At 64.8% G+C, this 21098-nt stretch carries 19 protein-coding genes; 15 read left to right on the top strand and 4 right to left on the bottom strand.

From position 1 onward, the window contains the following. Genes OXQ95_RS14370 through OXQ95_RS14360 form a run of 3 tightly spaced genes read left to right on the top strand, consistent with a single transcriptional unit; the run spans position 1 to position 4244 of the window. On the top strand, positions 1-3228 hold the full coding sequence (locus OXQ95_RS14370; RefSeq protein ID WP_267382077.1) for a CusA/CzcA family heavy metal efflux RND transporter: 3228 nt from the start codon (positions 1-3) through the stop codon (positions 3226-3228). A 10-nt stretch (positions 3229-3238) separates the two neighbouring features. Beyond that, positions 3239-3547 carry a hypothetical protein gene (locus OXQ95_RS14365; RefSeq protein ID WP_267382076.1) on the top strand — a complete coding sequence of 103 codons (309 nt, stop codon included), beginning with the start codon at positions 3239-3241 and terminating at the stop codon, positions 3545-3547. Positions 3548-3557: 10 nt separating this feature from the next. Continuing rightward, positions 3558-4244 carry a transporter gene (locus OXQ95_RS14360; protein ID WP_267382075.1) on the top strand — a complete coding sequence of 229 codons (687 nt, stop codon included), beginning with the start codon at positions 3558-3560 and terminating at the stop codon, positions 4242-4244. 214 nt (positions 4245-4458) lie between these two features. Here OXQ95_RS14360 and OXQ95_RS14355 read toward each other — a convergent pair whose 3' ends face one another. From OXQ95_RS14355 to copC, 4 genes are all read right to left on the bottom strand, one after another. Beyond that, positions 4459-4842 carry a MerR family DNA-binding protein gene (locus OXQ95_RS14355; protein ID WP_267382074.1) on the bottom strand — a complete coding sequence of 128 codons (384 nt, stop codon included), beginning with the start codon at positions 4840-4842 and terminating at the stop codon, positions 4459-4461. Continuing rightward, complete coding sequence (locus OXQ95_RS14350) at positions 4839-7109, bottom strand: heavy metal translocating P-type ATPase (RefSeq protein ID WP_267382073.1); 2271 nt, start codon at positions 7107-7109, stop codon at positions 4839-4841. The genes OXQ95_RS14355 and OXQ95_RS14350 overlap by 4 nt, the downstream gene beginning before the upstream one ends. Positions 7110-7518: 409 nt before the next feature. After that, a complete protein-coding gene (copD, locus tag OXQ95_RS14345) occupies positions 7519-8445 on the bottom strand; it encodes a copper homeostasis membrane protein CopD (RefSeq protein ID WP_267382072.1) in 927 nt (308 codons plus the stop codon). Between the two features lie 4 nt (positions 8446-8449). Beyond that, positions 8450-8818 carry a copper homeostasis periplasmic binding protein CopC gene (gene copC, locus OXQ95_RS14340; protein ID WP_267382071.1) on the bottom strand — a complete coding sequence of 123 codons (369 nt, stop codon included), beginning with the start codon at positions 8816-8818 and terminating at the stop codon, positions 8450-8452. A gap of 126 nt (positions 8819-8944) precedes the next feature. On the opposite strand from copC, the gene OXQ95_RS14335 reads away from it, so the two are divergent. The 12 genes from OXQ95_RS14335 to OXQ95_RS14280 all read left to right on the top strand — a co-directional run bounded on the left by OXQ95_RS14335 (position 8945) and on the right by OXQ95_RS14280 (position 21076). Further along, on the top strand, positions 8945-9220 hold the full coding sequence (locus OXQ95_RS14335) for a hypothetical protein (RefSeq protein ID WP_267382070.1): 276 nt from the start codon (positions 8945-8947) through the stop codon (positions 9218-9220). After that, a complete protein-coding gene (locus OXQ95_RS14330; protein WP_267382068.1) occupies positions 9217-9657 on the top strand; it encodes a periplasmic heavy metal sensor in 441 nt (146 codons plus the stop codon). Before OXQ95_RS14335 ends, OXQ95_RS14330 begins: the two co-directional genes overlap by 4 nt. Beyond that, positions 9654-10223, top strand: coding sequence for an RNA polymerase sigma factor (locus tag OXQ95_RS14325; RefSeq protein WP_010165211.1), 570 nt, complete (start codon positions 9654-9656; stop codon positions 10221-10223). The genes OXQ95_RS14330 and OXQ95_RS14325 overlap by 4 nt, the downstream gene beginning before the upstream one ends. Positions 10224-10290: 67 nt before the next feature. Then, positions 10291-12243 (top strand): copper resistance system multicopper oxidase, encoded by a 1953-nt coding sequence (locus OXQ95_RS14320; RefSeq protein WP_267382067.1) that lies wholly within the window; start codon positions 10291-10293, stop codon positions 12241-12243. Between the two features lie 14 nt (positions 12244-12257). Further along, positions 12258-13460 carry a copper resistance protein B gene (locus tag OXQ95_RS14315; protein ID WP_267382091.1) on the top strand — a complete coding sequence of 401 codons (1203 nt, stop codon included), beginning with the start codon at positions 12258-12260 and terminating at the stop codon, positions 13458-13460. 39 nt (positions 13461-13499) lie between these two features. After that, entirely contained in the window at positions 13500-14084 is a 585-nt protein-coding gene (locus tag OXQ95_RS14310) for a DUF305 domain-containing protein (RefSeq protein ID WP_267382066.1), read from the top strand. Positions 14085-14161: 77 nt separating this feature from the next. Continuing rightward, a complete protein-coding gene (locus tag OXQ95_RS14305; RefSeq protein ID WP_267382090.1) occupies positions 14162-14536 on the top strand; it encodes a DUF305 domain-containing protein in 375 nt (124 codons plus the stop codon). 138 nt (positions 14537-14674) lie between these two features. Then, positions 14675-15043, top strand: coding sequence for a hypothetical protein (locus OXQ95_RS14300; RefSeq protein ID WP_267382065.1), 369 nt, complete (start codon positions 14675-14677; stop codon positions 15041-15043). A gap of 90 nt (positions 15044-15133) precedes the next feature. After that, positions 15134-16387 (top strand): TolC family protein, encoded by a 1254-nt coding sequence (locus OXQ95_RS14295; RefSeq protein WP_267382064.1) that lies wholly within the window; start codon positions 15134-15136, stop codon positions 16385-16387. Positions 16388-16542: 155 nt separating this feature from the next. Further along, the gene (locus OXQ95_RS14290; protein ID WP_267382063.1) at positions 16543-17598 is read left to right on the top strand and encodes an efflux RND transporter periplasmic adaptor subunit; all 1056 of its coding nucleotides are present in this window, start codon (positions 16543-16545) and stop codon (positions 17596-17598) included. Further along, a complete protein-coding gene (locus tag OXQ95_RS14285; protein WP_267382062.1) occupies positions 17595-20756 on the top strand; it encodes an efflux RND transporter permease subunit in 3162 nt (1053 codons plus the stop codon). Before OXQ95_RS14290 ends, OXQ95_RS14285 begins: the two co-directional genes overlap by 4 nt. After that, positions 20753-21076: a copper-binding protein gene (locus OXQ95_RS14280; protein ID WP_267382061.1), complete on the top strand. Its 324-nt coding sequence runs from the start codon at positions 20753-20755 to the stop codon at positions 21074-21076. The genes OXQ95_RS14285 and OXQ95_RS14280 overlap by 4 nt, the downstream gene beginning before the upstream one ends. Positions 21077-21098 lie beyond the last annotated feature (22 nt).

Raw genomic sequence — 21098 nt, 5'->3', positions numbered from 1 at the left:
ATGATCGGTAGAATCGTCACCCTGTCCGTCGAAAAGCGCTGGCTGGTTCTGCTTTTCACCGTCGCCGCGGCATTGGTCGGGATCGGCGCGCTGCGCCAGCTTCCGATCGACGCCGTGCCAGACATCACCAACAATCAGGTGCAGATCAATATCGTTGCCCCTGCTCTTTCCCCGGATCAGATCGAAAAGCAGGTCGCGTTCACCGTCGAGACGTCGCTCGCAGGCATCCCCGGACTCGACTATACCCGGTCGCTCAGCCGCAACGGCTTCGCCCAGGTCACGGCGGTCTTCTCAGAAAAGACCGATATCTTCTTTGCACGGGCGCAGGTCGCCGAGCGCCTGCGCTCCGCCCAGGAAAACCTTCCGCAGGGGGTGAATCCCGAGATGGGGCCTATCGCGACCGGTCTCGGCGATATCTTCATGTGGACGGTCGAATATCGCGAGCTGGATCAGACTCGTCACCGTAACGGCGAACCCGGCCTGCAACGCGACGGCAGCTACATCACCCCGGAAGGCGATCACCTCGTCAGCGATGCTGACAAGGCGACTTACCTGCGTACCGTACAGGACTGGATCGTCACGCCGCAGCTCAAGAGCACGGCGGGCCTGGCTGGCGTCGACTCCCTTGGCGGCTACACCAAGGAATATCTCGTCGTTCCCGACGTCCAGCGGATGGCGGCGATGCGCCTCACGCTGCAGGATCTGTCGACCGCGCTCGAGCGCAACAACACCAGCGCCGGCGCTGGTGTCGTCAACCGCAACGGTGAAGGGCTTGCCGTCCGCTCGGACGGACGTGTGCGCAACGCCGACGAACTCGCCCGCACCGTCATTGCCACGCGCGAGGGCGTGCCGATCCTGCTCAACCAGATCGCGACCGTGCGCACTGGGCAGGGGCTCCGCATGGGGTCCGCGTCCGAGAACGGCCATGAAGTCGTGGTCGGGACGGCGGTAATGCGGATCGGGGAGAACAGCCGTACCGTATCGACGGGCGTGGCCGAGCGGCTGACCCAGATCGGCCGATCCTTGCCGGTCGATGTGGTGGTGAAGCCGGTGATGAACCGGACCGAACTGGTAAACTCCACCATTGCTACGGTTGCCCGCAACCTCGCCGAAGGCGCGGTTCTGGTCATCGTCGTCCTGTTCGCGCTGCTCGGCAATTTCCGGGCGGCACTGATCGCTGCATTCGTTATCCCGATCACGATGCTGCTCACCAGCATCGGCATGCTGAAAGCCGGAGTTTCCGCCAATCTGATGAGCCTCGGTGCGCTCGACTTCGGCCTGATCGTCGACGGCGCCGTTATCATCGTGGAGAATGCGCTCCGCCGTCTCGCCGAGGCGCAGCACGGCCGCGACGGCGAGCTGACGATGGAACAGCGGCTCGGTTTAGTCGCCGCGTCCGCCCGCGAGATGATCCGCCCGTCCGTCTACGGGCAGGCGATCATCATCCTCGTCTATGCGCCGCTCCTCACCTTCTCCGGCGTCGAAGGCAAGATGTTTGAGCCGATGGCGTTGACCGTCATCATCGCGCTCGTCTTCGCCTTCATCCTGTCGCTGACCTTCGTGCCCGCAGCCATCGCCATCTGGCTCAGCAAGCGGGTCGAGGAGAAGGAAAGCCACATCGTCGCATTCCTGCGGCGACGCTACGAACCGGGACTCGGCGCGGCCATGCGCCGGCCGAGCCTCACCATCGGTGTCGCGGTCGGCGCGCTCGCGCTTGCCGGTGTCGCCTTCACCACCCTGGGCCAGGAGTTCCTGCCCCAGCTCGATGAAGGCAATATCCTCGTACAGGCGGTCCGCATCCCGGGCACGTCGGTCGACCAGAGCCAGGCCATGCAATTCCAGGTTGAAAAGGCACTCGCCAAGGCGCCGCAAGTCCGGTTCGCTTTTTCGCGCACCGGCACGTCCGAGATCGCGTCCGATCCGATGCCGGCGAACGCGACCGACACGTTCGTCATCCTGAAACCGAAGACGGAATGGCCTGACCCTGGTCTGTCCAAGGAGGCGCTGGTCGAGCAGTTGGAAAAGCGTCTCTCCACCCTGCCGGGCAACGCTTATGAGATCACCCAGCCCATCCAGATGCGCTTCAACGAACTGATCGCCGGCGTACGCGGCGATATCGCGATCAAGGTGTTCGGCGACGACTTCGGCGAGATGAACGCGACCGCAAATCGCATTGCCGGCATCCTGCGCGGGACACGCGGCGCCGCAGACGTCCGGGTCGAGCAAACCGAAGGTCTGCCGATGCTCGACATCCGTCCCAACCGCACCGCTATGTCGCGGGTCGGGGTGACCGCCGGCGACGTACAGGACACGGTTGCCGCTGCGATCGGGGGACGTCAGGCTGGCGTCATCTTCGAAGGAGATCGCCGCTTCCCCGTCGTAATCCGCATGGCGGAAAGCGCACGATCCGATCTGACCGCGGTCGCCCAGGTGCCCGTGCCGACCGCAGCCGGCGGTTTCGCGCCGCTGTCGACGGTCGCGGATATTGCCGTCGTTGACGGTCCCAACCAGATCAGCCGGGAGAACGGAAAGCGGCGTGTCGTGGTGCAGGCGAACGTCCGCGACCGCGATGTGGCGGGTGTCGTCGCGGACGCACGCGCTGCGATCGACGCCAAGGTGAAGCTGCCCCCGGGCACCTATCTCGAATGGGGTGGCCAGTTCGAGAATCTGGCATCCGCGCGCGACAGGCTGGCGATCGTCGTCCCGATCTGCTTCGCCGTCATCATGCTGCTGCTCTACGGGGCGTTAGGCTCGGTACGGGACGCGCTGATCGTATTCACCGGCGTGCCCTTGGCGCTGGTGGGTGGTGTGCTGGCGCTGGTGCTGCGAGGAATGCCGTTCTCCATTTCCGCAGCCGTGGGCTTCATCGCGCTCTCGGGTATCGCAGTCCTCAACGGGTTGGTGATGGTGTCCTCCATCCACGACCTGATGCGCGACGGCGTGGAACGGGCCGTGGCGGCGCACCAAGGGGCGCTAGCCAGGCTCAGGCCGGTTGCCATGACCGCGCTGGTCGCGTCGCTCGGGTTCGTCCCGATGGCGCTGGGACACGGTGCCGGTGCCGAGGTGCAGAAGCCCCTCGCGACCGTCGTCATCGGCGGTCTGATCTCCGCGACCCTTCTGACGCTGTTCGTGTTGCCGACGCTCTACGCCCGCTTCGGCGCGCGCACGCTGCCGGCATCGTCGGACGGCCATCTCGAACTGCCTCCGCTGCCTGCTCCGGCACACTGAAAGACAGATCATGCACGATCATGCGGGCGGAAACGCCCATGACCATAGCGAACCGGGTAATCACGATCACGGCCACGCTCACGGGGAGCATGGGCACAGCCATGCCCCCAAGAGCTTCGGCAAGGCGTTCGCGATCGGCACAGCCCTAATCTCGGCTTCGTCATCATCGAGGCCGGTTACGGCATCGCATCCCGGCGACGCCTACACGGCCGGCGTCGCGGCAGATCTGAAGGAAAAGTTCGGGATCGACCACGCGACGATCCAGATCGAGACCGACCCGGGAACGCCGTGCGCGCTCGAATCCGACAAGACCGTTTGAGGCTCCCGACATGCAGGCAATAGTTTTCACCCTGATCCCGGTCGCGGCCGTACTGCTCGGTTCGCTGGTTGCCGTTACCAGACGACCGAGCGAAGCCGTCGTAAGCGCGATGCAGCATCTGGCGGCAGGCGTGGTGTTCGCCGCAGCGGCAGTCGAGATCCTTCCGCAGGTGATGCACGAAGGCTCGCCCATCGCGACCTTCATCGGGGGGGCGATCGGCATCATCGTCATGCTTTCATTGAAAGCCATCGAGGGTCGGGCCAAGGGGCCTATAGCGATGCTCGGCGCAGTCGGCGTCGACATCCTGATCGATGGACTGGTGCTAGGGCTGGCGTTCGTCGCCGGCGGCAAGGCGGGCATATTGCTCACCATCGCCTTGACGCTCGAGGTGCTGTTCCTCGGATTGACCGTGACGACCGAACTCGGTGAAACGATCCGGTCAAAGGCCCGCATCGTCGTCATCACAGTGGGGATCGCGCTGCTGCTCCCGATTGGTGCGGCGCTGGCAACACCCGTTGCACTACTCTCGCCCGTCGTCATCGCTGGGTTTCTGAGTTTCGGGCTGATGGCTTTGCTCTACCTCGTCACCGAGGAGCTGTTGGTCGAGGCGCACGAGAAGCCTGATACCCCACTCATCAGCGCCATGTTCTTTATCGGCTTTTTGGGGCTCCTCCTGATCGAGGAGATATTGAGCTGACCGGTCGGCTTGGCACACGCTGGACCGCCGAGACCGACGCCGAGCTACGCCGGCGCGTGGCGGCCAAGCAGACCATCGGTGAGATCGCGCGCGAGATGGGACGAACGATGGACGCGATCCGCGGCCGGGCAGCGTCGCTGCGGATCACGCTTCGCTCTTCGCAACGACCGTGGCGGGACGGCGTTGCTCGTCGCCCTAGCGACTCGGCGCGACCTCATGCTTCCATGCGGCGAAGAATCGGGCAGTCCGGTCGATCGTCTCCGTGGCAGCGGTTCACCAATTCCAGCAGCGTCGATCGCATATCTTCGAGCGCAGCCGCCTTACGCCCGAGTTCATCAGCGCGCGCTTGCGCTAGCATTTTGACTTCACTGCGGGATCGGCTGCGATCGGACCACAGCCCGAGCAGTGTCCTAATTTCCTCGATCGGAAACCCGAGGTCACGCGCGTTGGCAATGAAGCGAAGGCGGTGAACGTCGGGGTCGGCATAGTCGCGGTAACTCCCACGCCGGGGCGGCGCGGGCACGAGACCGATCTTCTCGTAATGGCGGATCATGCGCTGCGAGACGCCGCTGGCATCCGATGCCGCCCCGATGTTCATAGCTTCACCGTGTTCAACCGCAGCGCGTTGAGGACCACGGTGAGGGACGAGAGCGCCATCGCCGCGCCGGCCAGCATCGGCGAGAGGAGGATGCCCGCCACGGGGTAGAGCACCCCGGCCGCGACCGGCACGCCGATCCCGTTGAACAGGAACGAAAAGAACAGGTTCTGGCGGATGTTCCGCATCGTCGCCTGGGCGAGCTTCCGCGCTCGCACGATCGCCGACAGATCGCCGCGCGTGAGCGTTATGCCGGCACTTTCGATCGCTACGTCTGTTCCCGTGCCCATCGCGAGGCCCACATCGGCAGCCGCCAAAGCGGGCGCATCGTTGATTCCGTCGCCGGCCATCGCGACCTTGGCACCGGACGCTTTCAGTTCGCCGATGATACGCGCCTTGTCCTCCGGGCGCAGACCGGCGCGCACGTCGTCGAGTCCGCCGACGGCGCGGCCGACCGCATCGGCAGTCGTCTGATTGTCACCGGTCAGCATGATGACGCGAAGCCCCTGCTGGCGAAGCGCAGCGATTGCCTCTCCGGCGTTGGCGCGCACCGGATCGGCGACCGCGAGCAAGCCGGCAAGAGCGCCGTCGATCGCCACCAGGATGACGCCTGCACCCTCGCCGCGATGACGATCGGCATCGGCATCGAGCGCCTTGGGATCGGCGCCAATTCGGCTCATTTGCTCGGCGCTCCCGATCACGACCGAACGGCCATCGACCGTGGCGCTGACTCCTCGACCGGTTTGCGAGGCGAAGTCCGTGACCGTGCCGAGCTGCAATTCTCGATCCTTGACGGCAACGACGATCGCGTGTGCGAGCGGGTGTTCCGATTGCCCTTCGACGGCCGCAGCGAGGGCGAGCATGTCGTTCTCTATGACGGCGCCGATCGTCTGGACCGCGATGAGCTTAGGCTTGCCTTCCGTGAGCGTTCCCGTCTTGTCGATGACCAGTGTATCGACTTTCTCTAGCCCCTGTAGCGCTTCGGCGTTCTTCACCAGAACGCCGGCTTGAGCCCCGCGGCCCGTCCCGACCATGATCGACATGGGCGTAGCGAGACCCAGCGCGCAGGGGCAGGCGATGACGAGCACGGCAATGGCATTGAGCATGGCGTGGCCCATGCGCGGCTCAGGACCGACCAGCGACCACACCACGAACGTCGCGATAGAAACCAGCACGACCAACGGCACGAACCAGCCAGACACCTGATCGGCGACTGCCTGGATCGGCGCACGGCTGCGCTGCGCGTCCGCGACCATGCGGACGATCCGCGCCAGCATCGTATCCGACCCGACCGCGCGCGCTTCCATGACCAGGCTGCCCGTGCCGTTGACCGTACCACCCGTGACGGCCGCCTCGACCTCCTTCAGGACAGGGGCGGGCTCGCCAGTGAGCATGGATTCATCGACCGAGGAGCGTCCTTCGATTACCACGCCGTCGACGGGGATGGCATCCCCGGGACGAACGCGTAGCCGGTCACCGGCCGCCACGTCGGCAAGGCTGACTTCTTCCTCGGACCCGTCTGCGCGCAGTCGGCGCGCTGTCTTGGGGGCAAGGTCCATGAGGGCGCGGATCGCGCGTCCTGTTGCCGCTCTGGCACGCAGTTCGAGGACCTGTCCGAGCAGCACCAAGGCTACCACCACTCCGGCCGCCTCGTAATAGACCGGGACCACGCCGCCGTGCATGCGGAAGGTCGGCGGAAAGATGCCGGGCGCGACCGTCGCGACCAGGCTGTATAGGAAGGCTGCACCGACCCCGATAGATATCAGCGTGAACATATTGAGATGGCGGGTGCGAAGCGAGGTCCATCCCCGCTGGAAAAACGGCAAGCCCGCCCACAGTACGATCGGGGCGCTCAGCGCAAGCTGTACCCAAGGCGATGCGGCAGCACTGACGACATGGATGCCGAGCATTTCGGCGACCATCGAGATTGCCAGCAGCGGCACGGCGAGCACGCCCGCCACCCACAGCCGACGCGTGAAGTCGACCAGCTCCGGATTAGGCCCATCATCGAGCGACGGTTCTTCCGGTTCGAGCGCCATGCCGCAAATCGGACATGTCCCCGGTCCCTCCTGGCGGATTTGCGGGTGCATGGGACACGTCCAGATAGCCCCCGGCGTCGCCGTTGGCTCAGGCTTCGGCTTGTCGCCGAGATAGGCGTCAGGGTTGGCGACGAATTTGGTCCGGCAACCAGCGCTGCAAAAATGGTAGGTTTGGCTGGCGTGTTCGGCATGATGCGCCGTTTTCGCCGGATCGACCGTCATCCCGCACACCGGGTCCGTAACCGTCGCTGCGCCTTCAGAGACCTTGCCGCCAGCGCAGCAACCTCCAGCCTGAGGGTGATGTTCTTCGTTTTTCGCCGTCTCGGGAGGCCCCTCAGCCGCTCCACCCGAGCAGCAGGCCGCTGGCGCGGGAGAGACAGTCGCGGCCGCAGGCTCCGTGGTACTCTGCCCGGAGCAGCCGCACCCGCTGGCTTGAGGCGTATGGGACTGAGGGTCGTTCATGGCGTGAGACTCCTTCTACCCGAGGGCATGTAGGGTCTGACATCGTGTCAAGGTCAAGCCCGCCTACCTAGACTCTACGCGGCCGGGGTCGGTTACCCTTGGAAACAAACGGGAGTGGTCCTCCGATTGATCCATCAGAGCAGGAGGCCGGGAGCCACGAGGACCGCCCGGCCGATCCTCACATCGCCGATGCAGGGGGAGCGAGGGTCCCCAGCCAGGCGACGAGTCCGAGGATGACGACGATGCACCCGGTCTCGGTTACGAGGCTCGCGCGCAACGCACTAATAGCCCTGCGATGATCGGCACTGACGATGGATCGCTCGAAAGTCGGCGTCAACCGAAAGCGGTTGAGGGCGGCAAGACCGAGCATAACTGCAAACAACACCAGCTTGGCGAGCAGGAGCCGACCATAGAGCGACTTGCCGAGGTCCGTGAGGCGGTCGACACCGACCAACATCCAGCCGTTGATCAAGCCGGTGACGACGATCGTAGCGACCACGACCGTTCCGACCATCCCGAACCCGTACAGCGCGCGGTGCGTCAGTTCGAGGTGTGCTGCATCGACCCGCGCAGCGGGCCGCGAGACAAGAAGGATCAGGCCGAACAAGGCGCCGACCCAAGTCGCCGAAGCGACCAGGTGCAGAATATCGGCACCGAGGTGAACCCAGCCGATCGCGGCGTCATCCATCGCACCGTGCCCGGTCCATGCCAGCGTGCCGATCGCAACGACGCCGCAAAGCGCGACGATGCACAGCCAGATTACGTGGCGGGCAATCATCATTGCCGCCACACCTGCGACAACAAGCACGACCATGCGGAGCTTCCAGGCCGCCCCGATCGCAGACCCGGTGAGCAGCGCGCCGATCGCTTCGCGATCGATCGGCCACGCTGGCGTTCCCGCCATCGAGGAGGCCATCAGCACGATCCAGGCGGCCGAGAATAAGAGGCCGAGGGCGGCGCTGCCGACCAGCCATGCGCGCAGCGCGAGCGCATCACCGCGCTCGTCAGCTCGCAGCCCATAGATGCCGAATGCAGCGAGGCCGAACAGCGCCGCCAGCGTCAGGTAGAGCGCGAAGCGGATGCCGATCAGCGACCAATCGGTCATCGTCTCACTTCACCGCGAAGGAATAGCTTCCGGCGACCTTGTGCGTGTCTGTCGACACCACCTGCCATGCCACGCTGTAGCGGCCGTGCGGGAGCGAGCCGTTGGGAGTGACGATCAGCGTACGGCCATCAGGCCCCAGCTTTGCTACGCTGGCCATCTTCATGGCTGCCATCCCGGGCATGGCCGCCATAGTCAGTTCTGCCTTGGAAAAGGCTGGCATCAGCTTTTCGCTGAAATGCAGCTCGATATGCGTCGGCTTGGCAACGGTCGCATTCGCGGACGGGCTCGCGAACAGCAGTTTGGGGTGCGCGTAGGCGGTGCCGGCGAGTGCAAGGCTTGCGGCAGTGGCGATCAGGACAGGGAAGCGGCGCATGGATGGCTCCTTCGTAACGGGGACTATCCTACGTTACGCGCCCCAATCGACTACCCCTCGAAAGGTCGTGTTGAGGGATTGGGCTGCGGCATGCGTAACCTATGCTAGAGGGGTGGAGTGAACGACATGGATGACCTCGACGCAGTATTGACGAGGATGGCGCACGCTCCCGTGCCCGCCAGCCTCGACGGAATGGAAGCCAGAGTGCTTGCGCGCATCGCGGCGCGGCCAGCGGCACGAGCCGGCACGGGCATCGGCGCAGTGACGATCGCCGTAGCGCTCGTCATGGGCGTCTTGGGCGCGGGCTTTCCGGCCAGAGAGGCCGGAGCGGTTTCTGCGCTTTCGCCACTCGGGCCAATGTCGCCGCTCGCCCCGTCGGTCTTGCTCGCCGGCGCGCCATGAGCGGTCGCGTCCGGCTGATATTGTGCGTGATCGCCTGCTTTGTAGCGGCGATCGGCGGTGTGTTCATCGGACGGGCACTTCTCCCCTCGCCGGTGCAGCCCGGCGCGGAGCTGCACGAGGTGTTGCATCACAAGCTGGCGCTGGACGCAGACCAGCAGGCACGCCTGCAAGCGCTGGAACAGCGCTTCGCGGTCCAACGCCGCGCCTTCGAGCTGGAGTTGCGGGCCGACAATGCCCGTCTCGCGGAGGCTATCGAAGTCGAACACGGCAACGGGCCGCGCGTTGTCGCGGCAGTCGATCGGAGCCACGCCGTCATGGGCGAGCTCCAGAAGGCGACGCTCGCGCATATATTCGCCATGCGACAGCTTCTCCGGCCTAACCAGACCGGGCAGTTCGACCAGGCGGTGGTCAAGGCGCTCACCGACGATCAGCGTTGAGCCTCGACTGGACCTCGCTCACCGAGGCCGAGCTTGCGACGCTCAGCATCGCGGGGCGGGAAGCGGCCTTTGCCGAGATCATGCGTCGTCATCGGCAACCGATTTTCCGGATGGTCCGCGCCTGCGTCGGTGAACCCGACGAGGCGCTGGACCTGTTGCAGGAGACCTTCGTTGCTGCCCACCAAGCCATGCCGCGTTACGATGGCAATCGGTCGATGCGGGCGTGGCTTTCCACGATCGCGCTCAACAAATGCCGTGATTGGGGACGCAAGCGGACCGTGCGCCGCTTCCTCTCATTCGCGATCCCGGTCGGCATCGAGGCCGAGGCGGTTACGGACGATCAGGTGCCGATCGACGACGCCGCCAGCGATCGGCAGGAGTTGGACCGGGTGACGCGCGCCATTGCTGCCCTCCCCGTTGCCTTGAAGGAGCCGCTGGTGCTGCGGACGATCGAAGGCTTGAGCCAGGCGGAAACCGCTGCGGTGTTGTCGATCAGCGAGAAGGCTGTGGAAACACGGCTTTATCGCGCACGTGCCAAGCTGCTCGAGCAATTAGGCGATCGTTGAGGGGTAGCACGACGCACCGCGTATCAAGGCTAGAGGGACATCCCCGATCGAAAGCCTTGAGGATCGTATGAGCCGCATTATCGACCGCCGCCAGATGCTACGCGGTGCCGCCCTTGCAGGCGGCGGACTCGCGCTGTCGGCCTACATGCCGGCATGGGCGCAGACCAATTCGGCAGGCATCATCACGCCGCTGCCGACCGTCACCGGCAACGACATTACGCTCCGCATCGCGCGCCAGACGATGATGATCGATGGCCGCGCGTCCAAGGCGATCGGCATCAACGGCACCGTGCCGGCCCCGCTGATCCGGTTGCGCGAGGGGCAGACCGTTCGGCTCAATGTCATCAACGATCTCGACGAGGACAGTTCGATCCACTGGCACGGACTGCTCGTTCCCCCGCAGTTCGATGGGGTACCCGGCATCTCGTTCCCCGGCATCAAGCCCCGTTCGAGCTTCCTCTATGAGTTTCCGATCCGGCAGAACGGCACGTATTGGTATCACAGCCATTCCGGGCTTCAGGAACAGCTTGGGCATTACGGGCCGATCGTGATCGATCCTGTCGGCGCCGATCCGGTGCAGTCCGACCGCGAACATGTCATCGTGCTGTCCGACCACAGCCAGCTCAGCCCCGCTACCATCTTCCGCGACATGAAAGTCGACCCCGGTCACTTCAACTATCAGCGTCAGACCCTCGCCGGCCTGCTTTCCGGCAAGGATCAGCCGCTCAAGGACCGTGTGGATTGGGGCAAGATGCGGATGGACCCCACCGATATTTCCGACGCGACCGGCCCCGCCTATACCTATCTTGTCAACGGTCACGGCCCGCGCGACAACTGGACCGCGCTGTTCACGCCCGGGCAGCGCGTGCGACTACGCGTCATCAATGCATCGTCGATGACAACCTTCAATGTCCGCATCCCCGGTCTCAAGCTCAGCATCGTCCAGGCTGACGGGCAAAACGTCATGCCGGTCGAGGTGGACGAGTTCCAGATCGGTGTTGCCGAAACCTACGACGCAATCGTCACTCCGGTCGACGACCGCGCTTACACGCTTGTCGGCGAGGCAATCGACCGATCCGGCCTGGCGCGCGCCACCCTCGCCCCGCGCCCCGGCATGGCGGCCGAGGTGCCTGCGCTTCGTCCGCGCCCGCTCGCGACGATGAAGGACATGGGCATGGATATGTCGTCGATGGGCGGCATGGATGTGTCGAGCGGCGGGATGCGCGGCCCCGACCCGACCAATGAGAAAAACCCGTCCGCCAGTCTCACCACCCTCGGCGCCGGCACGGCAGCAGGCGCGATGGCAATGGGCGGAATGCCGCAAGGCGGCACGATGTCAGGGATGGATCATTCGGCGATGAACCACGGTGCGATGGCGACGGGCGGCAGCGCGGGCGGCATGGCGGGGATGGACCACAGTTCGATGGGTGGCCAGCAGGGCATGGCCGGCATGGACATGGGGTCAATGAAGATGCGCGACTTCTCCAAAGCCCCGCAGGTCAAGAAAGGACCGGGTGTCCAGACGATCTCGCCGATGCCGATGGATCGCACCGGCGACCCCGGTCAGGGGCTTGAGAATGTCGGCCACAAGGTGCTGGTCTACCGGGACTTGATGGCGCTGGAACGCAACCCGGACGTGCGGGCTCCCAGCCGCAGCCTCGACATTCACCTGACCGGCAACATGGAGCGCTTCATGTGGTCGTTCGACGGCGTGAAGATGTCTGACAAAATGGAGCCGATTCCCTTCCTCGAAGGTGAGCGTGTGCGGATCAACCTCATCAACGACAGCATGATGGGGCACCCAATCCATATCCACGGCCACTTTTTCGAGCTGGTGACGGGGCACGGCGATCACGCGCCGCGCAAACACACCGTCATCGTCCAGCCAGGCGGCAAGGTAACGTGGGATTTTACCGCCGATGCGGTCGGCGATTGGGCGTTCCACTGCCATCTCCTCTACCACATGCACGCCGGCATGATGCGAACCGTGAGTGTCCGTCCGCGGGGAGACGCCGCATGACGCGCCTCGCTCCCATGTTGGCGTCGGGCGCCATGCTCACCCTCGCGGCTCCGGTCGCTGCGCAGTCGATGCAGGGCATGAACATGCCCGGCATGACGATGCCGGCTCAGAAGAAACCTGCGGCCAAATCGTCCGCGCCAGCCAAGCGCGTCAAGGCAAAGCCCGTTGCCGCGAAGCGCAAGGCGCCCGCGAACGCAACGGCTGACCCGATGGTCGGCATGGCGGGCATGGACCATTCGGCGATGCCGGGCATGACCATGCCCGGCGATGCCTCAAAGCCAGCGCCGGGCGCGTCCCAATCCATGCCGGGAATGGTGATGCCCGCGAGCGGCCAAACGGCTCCACAGGGCGCCCAGCAGGCAATGCCGGGGATGAATATGTCCGGCGACCAGCACAGCGGTCATGATATGCAGGCCATGCCGGGCATGGTCGGGATGGCGATGCCCGAAATGGAGCAGACCGGCACGGCGCTTTCCGCCGGGAACGCACCGGCCCCCGCGCCACCGATGGATCATTACGCCGATCGTCAGTTCGCGCCGGCCGATATGGCCAAGGCGCGGCACGACATGATGTTCGAGCAAGGCGGCCAGCCCTTCTACCAGGCCATGTTCAATCTTGCCGAATATCAGGCACGCCAAGGCCGCGACGGATATCGTTGGGATGGCGAGGCGTGGTTCGGCGGTGACATCAATCGCTTGTGGCTGAAGAGCGAGGGCGAGGGCGCGTTACGCGAGGGTGTCGAAAGTGCCGAAGTCCAGGCGCTCTACAGTCGAGCCGTCGGTCCGTACTTCAACCTTCAGGCAGGCGTCCGCCACGACTTCCAGCCGTCACCCGACCGCACCTATGCGACCGTCGGGTTCGAGGGTCTTTCGCCTTATATGTTCGAGGTCGAGGGCGCTTTGTTCCTGTCGACCAAGGGGGATCTGCTCGGTCGCCTCGAGGGGTATTACGACCAGCGCATCACACAGCGGCTGATCCTTCAGCCGCGGGTCGAGTTCAATCTATCGGCGCAGGACGTGCCCGAAAACCGGCTTGGCGCGGGGCTGACCGACGCCGAGCTGGGGCTCCGGCTCCGCTACGACATCAGGCGGCAGTTCGCGCCCTATATCGGCGTCTCCTATGTCGCACAGACCGGACGTACCGCCGATTTCACACGCGCCGAGGGCAAAGATCCGACCACCACCAGCTTCGTGGCCGGTGTGCGGGTGTGGTTCTGACGATGAAAGACGCGGGGGCACAAATAGGGAAACACGAAGATGGATAACCACGAGAAAAGTAGCGGAACGGGTTACGGTCGTTTTGCCGCGATGATCGCAACTTCGACCGTCGTGATGTTCGGGCTGATGTATCTGAACACCTACACGTGGAGTCACGTCGAATATAGCCAGACCCGAACATGGATGGCCGTCGTCATGGGAGCGACGATGGCCGTCATCATGCTCGGCTTCATGTGGTCGATGTATAAGAACCGGACCGTCAATTTGGCGATTCTTGCTGGCAGCGCCGTGGTCTTCGTGCTCGCCTTATGGCTGGTCCGCAGCCAGGAGACGGTGGACGACGTGAGCTACATGAAGGCGATGATCCCACACCACTCGATCGCGATCATGACGAGCGAGCGGGCGCATATCAAAGACCCTGAGGTTCGCCGACTGGCCGACGGGATTATCGATGCCCAGGTTCGCGAAATCACAGACATGAAGCGGATGATTGCGCGGCTGGAAGCGCACCCCATGCCGAACGGCGCGCCGGACCTACCGTCCTACCGCGACAAGCAGGTTCCCCCTCCCCCGCCCGAAACCGACGAGAGCGCCGGGGTGAACACCCTGCAGCCGATCCGCTGACGGCGTGAGGGATGCGATGCTTTGCCGCGTAGAAGGTTGAGTAATCACCGAGGAGATCGAGAATGCGTTTGATACCGATGTTTGCAGCCTTCGCGATCCTCGCCACCCCCGCGCTCGCGCAGCAGGGCGGGATGCAGGGCATGGATCATAGCCAGATGAAGGGCATGAACCACGGCGATATGGCCACGATGATGGCTGGCAATCCGTACGGTCAGGCCGAGATGGACATGCACCAGAAGATGATGGCCGCAAAGCAGGGCGACCCATCGGAAATGTGGACCCGCAAGATGATCGAGCATCACCGCGGCGCGATCACCATGTCGCGTGTCGCGGTGCGCGACGCCAAGGATGCCGAGACGCGGCAGATGGCGCAGATGACGATCACCAAACAGGAAAAGGATATTGCAGGGCTACAGGCGTGGCTCCGCAAGCACGGTAAGCGCCCGCAATAACGGGTGTTGCCCCGCTCTGTTTCCCCAAGCACGGGCAACAGGGCGGGGCTTTCGATTTCATCATGTAACCAAATCGATGATCCCACGAAGAAGACTTGGCCGATTGACAGGTTGAGAGGCACCCCGCAGGAAGTGCATGTGAAACGCCTGTTCCTTTTCCTGATGCTGATCGGCGTGATGGTCGGACTGGCTGTGCAGCAGCCGGCCCAAGCGCTTGCCGCCCCGGCAGGGGCGATGGACATGGCAGCGATGGCACCCAGCGACATGGCATCCATGCCGGACTGCATGTCAGCGGCGGAGAAGAATGCAGCCCACAAGCCGTGCAAGTGCGGCTTGGCCGGCTGCATCGCCATGATGGCGGCGGGCGGGACGATGATGCTGTCCGACGCATCGATGGTTCTCCAGGCTGCGGCGCACTCCGATCGTGATGAGCAGATCGGTATCTTCGCAGCCTTGCGCGGCCGTTCGACCGCCCCCGAGCCAGAACCTCCTTCGATCCTGATCTGATTTCAAGTCCGCGCGCGTGCTCGTCACGCGACCCGGCGCGCATGCGCCGGGTACGACGCGATGTGAACTCAAGGATCAGGACATGACGACATGCGAACCTTCTTACGCCGCCGTGCGTCGCGCGCGCTGGTATGGCTCGCGCTCGCGTCGGTCAGTATGCCGGCGATTGCTGGACCGATGACCTTCGACGCGGCGCTGCAAAAAGCCGCTGCCGATGCGCCGTCGATCAAGGCGAAGTCGCTCGGTGCCGATGCTATGCGTTCGTCGCGAAGCGCCGCAGGACAGTTGCCCGATCCGAAGCTCGCGCTCGGGATCGACAGCTTTCCGATCTCGGGACCGCTCGCGTTCGCGCCACAGCGCGATAACTTCACCTGGGTGCGCGTCGGTGTCTCGCAGGACATTCCCAATCTTGCCAAGCGTCGCGCGCAACGTGGTCGCGCGGAAGCGGACATAGGCGTCGCCGACGCAGAGACCGGCGTGGAAGCCCGCATCGTCAAGGTCCAAGCCGCGCTTGCATGGATCAGTCTCGCATATGCCGAGCGTAGACTTACGGCGCTCGACACGGTGCTCCAACGCCTCGACCGCTTCGTCAAAGCGTCACCCGGTGCGGTCGCGTCGGGTGCATCTCGGCCAGCACAGGTGCTCGCCGGGCGCGAAGCCGTTGCGAAATTACAGGACCGGCGCGACGAACTGGTGTCGATGGTCGGCCGCGCGCGCGCCGACCTCACGCGCTGGACCGGCGAAGCCGACCCCGACATCGCAGGTCCGATCCCGGACTTCACGGTCGAGCCTGCGCGCCTGCGCGCATCGCTCCGCGAGCATCCGACTCTGGTGTTGGCCGGTGCCACGATCGGTCGCGCGGATGCCGACCTTCGCTTGGCCGAGGCCGAACGGCGTCCCGATTTCGGCGTCGATCTGTCCTACCAACGCCGCGATCCCCGGTTCGGCGATTATGTGTCTGCAGGCGTCACGATCGGCCTGCCGTTATTCAAAAAGCGGCGCCAGGAACCGTTGATCGCGGCCCGCGCTGCCGATGCCAACAGCGCGCGCGCCAGCGCAGATGCCAGTTTGCGCGAACTGACCGCCGATCTCGAAGCAGGTCTTGCCGATCACGCGATGCACCACGCGCAATGGTCGCGCGCGCGCGACGTGCTGCAGCCGCTCGCCGAGCAGCGGGTGACGCTCGAGACCGGCAGTTACAGCGCCGGGCGCGCCACCCTCACCGATATCGCCGACGCGCACGCCGCGCTTGCCGACGCGGTCCTCACCACGCTCGATCGCGAGGCGACTGTCGCCGCGGACGGCGCGCGGCTCATTCTCCTGTTCGGGAGCGCCGACCAATGACCACGTCACTTCAACGGTCGCAGCTCGCTGCGACGCTTGCCGCTGTCGCCCTCGTCGCGGGTGCTGGAGGCTATTATCTGGCCGGCTCGCGAAATGGGGCACCTTCCGCAGGGACACCGGATACTCCTCGCAAGCCGCTCTATTATTACGACCCGATGGTGCCGCAGGAGCATTACGACAATCCGGATTCCCTGTCGTCTATGGGGATGAAGACGGTCCCCAAATATGCCGACGCGAGTAGCGGCCCAACGGCAAAGCCAAGCGTCACGATCGACCCTTCGGCGATGCAGAGCCTCGGCATCCGGCTCGCGACCGCAACCACCGGCACGTTGGCCGGCACGCTCGATGTGACCGGCGCAATCGACTTCAATCAGCGCGACATCGCAATCGTGCAGGCACGTGCCGCAGGCTTCATCCAACGCGTCTATGGCCGCGCACCGGGCGACATAATCCGTGCCGGGGCGCCGATCGCCGACGTGTTGGTCCCCGAATGGGGCGGCGCGCAGGGCGAATATGAAGCGGTGCGCAAAACCGGCGATCCATCGTTGATCGCTGCCGCACGCCAGCGTCTGCGACTGATCGGCATTCCGGGCGGCGTGGCGGGCGGGCGCGGGATGACCACCATCCGCAGCCCGATCGGGGGGGTTATCCAGACACTCGATGCGCGCGCCGGGGTCACGCTCGCGCCCGGGCAGACGCTCGCGCAGGTCAACGGCCTCGGCACGGTCTGGTTGAACGCTGCGGTGCCGGAAGTGCGCGCAACCGCAGTCAAAGTCGGGCAGACCGCGAATGCCGAGCTGGCGGGGTTCCCCGGCGAGCGCTTCACCGGCCGCGTCATCGCCGTCTTGCCGACGACGCAGGCGGACAGCCGGACGCTCACGGTACGGGTCGAGCTGCGTAACCCGGGCGGTCGCCTGCGCCCCGGCATGTTCGCGACCGTTCACCTGGGTGGCACTTCCGACACCGCGCTGCTGGTGCCGAGTGAAGCCGTGATCCGCACCGGCAAGCGCACGCTCGTCATGCTCGCCGACGGCAAGGGTCGTTTCCGACCAGCCGAGGTCCGTATCGGGCGCGAGGCAAGCGGCCAGACCGAAATCCTAGCCGGACTGGCGTCAGGCGAGAAGGTCGTCGCATCGGGCCAGTTCCTGCTCGACAGCGAGGCGAGCCTGACCGGCATCGCCGCGCGCCCGATCACGGGCGACACGAAGTGATCGCGCGGATCATCGAGGCGTCCGTCAAGGCGCGTTTCCTCGTCCTGCTCGCAGCACTCGCGCTGATCGTCGTCGGGGTGGGCGCTTTGCGCTCGACCGCGGTCGATGCGCTGCCCGACCTGTCCGACGTCCAGGTCATCATCCGCACCACCTATCCGGGCCAGGCCCCGCAGATCGTCGAGAACCAGGTCACGTATCCGCTCGCGACGACGATGCTGTCCGTGCCGGGCGCGCGCGTCGTGCGCGGCTATTCGTTCGTCGGCGACAGCTTCGTCTATGTGCTGTTCGACGACACTACCGATCTCTATTGGGCGCGCAGCCGGGTCCTTGAATATCTGAGCCAGGTGCAAAGCCGTCTGCCCGAGGGTGCAAAGGCATCGCTCGGCCCGGATGCTACCGGGGTGGGCTGGGTCTATGAATATGCACTGGTCGACCGGACCGGGCGTCACGATCTCGCACAACTCCACAGCATCCAGGACTGGTTCCTGCGCTACGAGTTGAAGACCGTGCCGGGGGTCGCCGAGGTCGCGAGCATCGGCGGCATGGTGAAAGAGTATCAGGTCGTCCTCGATCCGCAGAAGCTGGCCGCTTACGGGATCACCCACGAGGCGGTGACCGAAGCACTGAAGCGCGGCAACCAGGAGAGCGGCGGATCGGTTCTCGAGATGGCCGAGGCGGAATATATCGTCCGCGCGACCGGCTATCTGAAGACGCTCGACGATTTCCGCAGCGTGCCGCTCAAGACGGTTGGCGGTGTCCCCGTGACACTCGGCGACGTCGCCACAATTCAGATCGGTCCGGAAATGCGGCGCGGGTTGGCCGAGCTCAACGGCGAGGGTGAGGTTGCAGGCGGTGTCATCGTGATGCGCCAGGGCAAGAACGCGCGCGAGGTGATCGACGGGGTACGCACCCGGCTCGAGGAATTGAAGAAGAGCCTGCCACCCGGCGTGGAGGTCGTCACCACCTATGACAGGTCGGGCCTGATCGATCGCGCGGTCGACAATTTGCGCAGTAAGCTGATCGAAGAGTTCATCGTCGTGGCGCTCGTCTGCGCGCTATTCCTCTGGCACGTTCGATCGGCGCTGGTCGCCATTCTTACGCTTCCGCTCGGTATCCTCATCGCCTTCATTGCGATGCGCGTGCAGGGACTGAACGCCAATATCCTCTCCCTGGGCGGCATCGCCATCGCCATCGGCGCAATGGTCGATGCGGCCGTCGTCATGATCGAAAACGCGCACAAACATCTCGAGCATTGGGCGCACGATCATCCGGACGAAACATTAGCGGGTGCTGAGCGCTGGCGCGTCATCACCGCCGCTGCGGTCGAAGTCGGCCCGGCGCTCTTTCTCAGCCTCCTCATCATCACGTTCTCGTTCGTGCCGATCTTCTCGCTTCAGGGTCAGGAGGGGCGCCTGTTCGCGCCGCTCGCCTTTACCAAGACCTATGCGATGGCTGGCGCTGCAATCCTGTCGATCACGCTGATCCCGGTGCTGATGGGGTTGCTGATCCGCGGTCGCATCCCATCCGAGAATGCCAATCCAATCAATCGCGTCCTCACCCGCATCTATCGTCCCGCGCTCGATTGGGTACTGGCGCGGCCGAAGCAGGCGCTGGTCATCGCCGGCCTGGTGTTTGCGACCAGCCTCTGGCCGATCAGTCAGCTTGGCGGCGAGTTCATCCCGCAGATGAACGAGGGCGACCTGCTCTACATGCCTTCCGCGCTGCCCGGCATCTCGACCGCCAAGGCAGGTCAGTTGCTCCAGCTCACCGACCGGCTCATCAAGACCGTACCCGAAGTGGAAAGCGTGTTCGGCAAGGCCGGCCGCGCTGACACCGCGACCGACCCTGCGCCGCTCGAAATGTTCGAGACCACGATCCGCTTCAAGCCCAAGGATCAGTGGCGCGCGGGCATGACGCAGGACAAATTGATCGATCAGCTCGACAAGGCAGTGAAGGTGCCGGGCCTCGCCAATTTCTGGATTCCGCCGATCCGTAACCGGATCGAGATGCTGTCGACCGGCATCAAGAGTCCGATCGGTATCAAGGTGGCGGGGTCCAACCTCGCCGAAATCGATGCGGCCGCGCGCGAGATCGAACAGGTCGCGAAGACCGTGCCTGGGGTGGGGTCTGCGCTCGCCGAACGGCTCACCGGCGGGCGGTATATCGATGTCGATATCAACCGGGCCGCTGCGGCACGCTATGGCCTCAACGTCGCCGACGTGCAGTCGATCGTGTCGGGCGCGATCGGCGGAGAGACGATCGGCCAGACCGTCGAGGGACTGGCGCGTTATCCGATCAGCGTGCGCTACCCGCGCGAGCTGCGCGACAGCATCGATGGCTTGCGCAACCTGGCCGTGCTGACGCCGGCAGGGCAGCAGATCACGCTCGGCACCGTCGCCGACGTTCGCATCACCGATGGACCCCCGATGCTACGCAGCGAGAACGGCCGGCCGGTGACGTGGATCTACATCGACGGGCGCGGCGCGCCGCTCACCACCATCGTTCGTGATCTGCAGAACGCGATCGCCGCCAAGGTGAAACTGCCCCCCGGCGTCAGCGTCACCTATACCGGACAGTTCGAGTATCTGCAGCGCGCAGTCGAGCGATTGAAGATCGTCGTGCCGGCGACCTTGGTCATCATCTTCCTGCTGCTCTACGCGACCTTCCGCCGGCTCGATGAAGCCGCGCTGGTGATGGGCACCCTGCCGTTCGCGCTCACCGGCGGTCTATGGCTGCTCTATCTGCTCGGCTACAACCAGTCGGTCGCGACCGGTGTCGGGTTTATCGCGCTCGCCGGCGTTTCGGCGGAGTTCGGCGTGGTGATGCTGATCTACCTAAAGCACGCGCTCGATGCCCGCGGCTCTAGGCCGGACGACGCATCGGTCGTAGCGGCAGTGCGCGAAGGCGCCCTCCTTCGTGTCCGGCCCAAGGCGATGACCGTCGCTGTGATCCTGGCCGGCCTGTTTCCGATCCTGATCGGCACAGGCACCGGCTCCGAAGTGATGAGCCGGATCGCGGCTCCCATGATTGGTGGGATGCTGACGGCGCCACTTCTTTCGATGCTGGTGCTGCCCGCCGCCTATCTGCTGCTGCGACGATCGCGCCAGCCTGCCGCTTCTACGTTCCCCCTTCCCCCTTCAACTCAGGAGCAAATATGAAACCGATCGCACTACTCATCGCTGCCAGCCTCACGGCTACCCCCGTAATAGCACAGCCGATGAAACCGATGCCGGGCATGGCGGCGAAGGCCGCCAAAACCGGCAACGGTAGCGGCATCGTCAAGGCGCTCGATCCGAAGACAGCCAAGGTCACGCTCCAGCACGGGCCGATCGCCGCACTGGCATGGCCCGGGATGACGATGGCCTTTGTCGCCAACCCGCCAACGCTCCTTAAAGGCGTCAAGGTTGGGCAGCGGATCGATTTTACGGTGCAGGTCACTGCGACGGGGCCGACCGTGACCGCCATAAAGCCACGTTGACGTTGCAGGCGGACCGTCCAAG

Source organism: Sphingomonas sp. GC_Shp_6 (assembly GCF_026540835.1).
Taxonomy (GTDB): Bacteria; Pseudomonadota; Alphaproteobacteria; order Sphingomonadales; family Sphingomonadaceae; genus Sphingomonas.
The sequence above is the reverse complement of the archived record's forward strand: the minus strand, read 5'-3'. Positions and strand labels throughout refer to the sequence as shown.

Excerpts from the sequence above, each read along its gene's own strand:
- OXQ95_RS14370 (WP_267382077.1), top strand. The coding sequence starts at position 1 with ATGATCGGTAGAATCGTCACCCTGTCCGTCGAAAAGCGCTGGCTGGTT.
- OXQ95_RS14365 (WP_267382076.1), top strand. The coding sequence starts at position 3,239 with ATGCACGATCATGCGGGCGGAAACGCCCATGACCATAGCGAACCGGGT.
- OXQ95_RS14360 (WP_267382075.1), top strand. The coding sequence starts at position 3,558 with ATGCAGGCAATAGTTTTCACCCTGATCCCGGTCGCGGCCGTACTGCTC.
- OXQ95_RS14355 (WP_267382074.1), bottom strand. The coding sequence starts at position 4,842 with ATGAACATCGGGGCGGCATCGGATGCCAGCGGCGTCTCGCAGCGCATG.
- copD (WP_267382072.1), bottom strand. The coding sequence starts at position 8,445 with ATGACCGATTGGTCGCTGATCGGCATCCGCTTCGCGCTCTACCTGACG.
- copC (WP_267382071.1), bottom strand. The coding sequence starts at position 8,818 with ATGCGCCGCTTCCCTGTCCTGATCGCCACTGCCGCAAGCCTTGCACTC.
- OXQ95_RS14335 (WP_267382070.1), top strand. The coding sequence starts at position 8,945 with ATGGATGACCTCGACGCAGTATTGACGAGGATGGCGCACGCTCCCGTG.
- OXQ95_RS14330 (WP_267382068.1), top strand. The coding sequence starts at position 9,217 with ATGAGCGGTCGCGTCCGGCTGATATTGTGCGTGATCGCCTGCTTTGTA.
- OXQ95_RS14320 (WP_267382067.1), top strand. The coding sequence starts at position 10,291 with ATGAGCCGCATTATCGACCGCCGCCAGATGCTACGCGGTGCCGCCCTT.
- OXQ95_RS14315 (WP_267382091.1), top strand. The coding sequence starts at position 12,258 with ATGTTGGCGTCGGGCGCCATGCTCACCCTCGCGGCTCCGGTCGCTGCG.
- OXQ95_RS14310 (WP_267382066.1), top strand. The coding sequence starts at position 13,500 with ATGGATAACCACGAGAAAAGTAGCGGAACGGGTTACGGTCGTTTTGCC.
- OXQ95_RS14305 (WP_267382090.1), top strand. The coding sequence starts at position 14,162 with ATGTTTGCAGCCTTCGCGATCCTCGCCACCCCCGCGCTCGCGCAGCAG.
- OXQ95_RS14295 (WP_267382064.1), top strand. The coding sequence starts at position 15,134 with ATGCGAACCTTCTTACGCCGCCGTGCGTCGCGCGCGCTGGTATGGCTC.
- OXQ95_RS14290 (WP_267382063.1), top strand. The coding sequence starts at position 16,543 with ATGGTGCCGCAGGAGCATTACGACAATCCGGATTCCCTGTCGTCTATG.
- OXQ95_RS14280 (WP_267382061.1), top strand. The coding sequence starts at position 20,753 with ATGAAACCGATCGCACTACTCATCGCTGCCAGCCTCACGGCTACCCCC.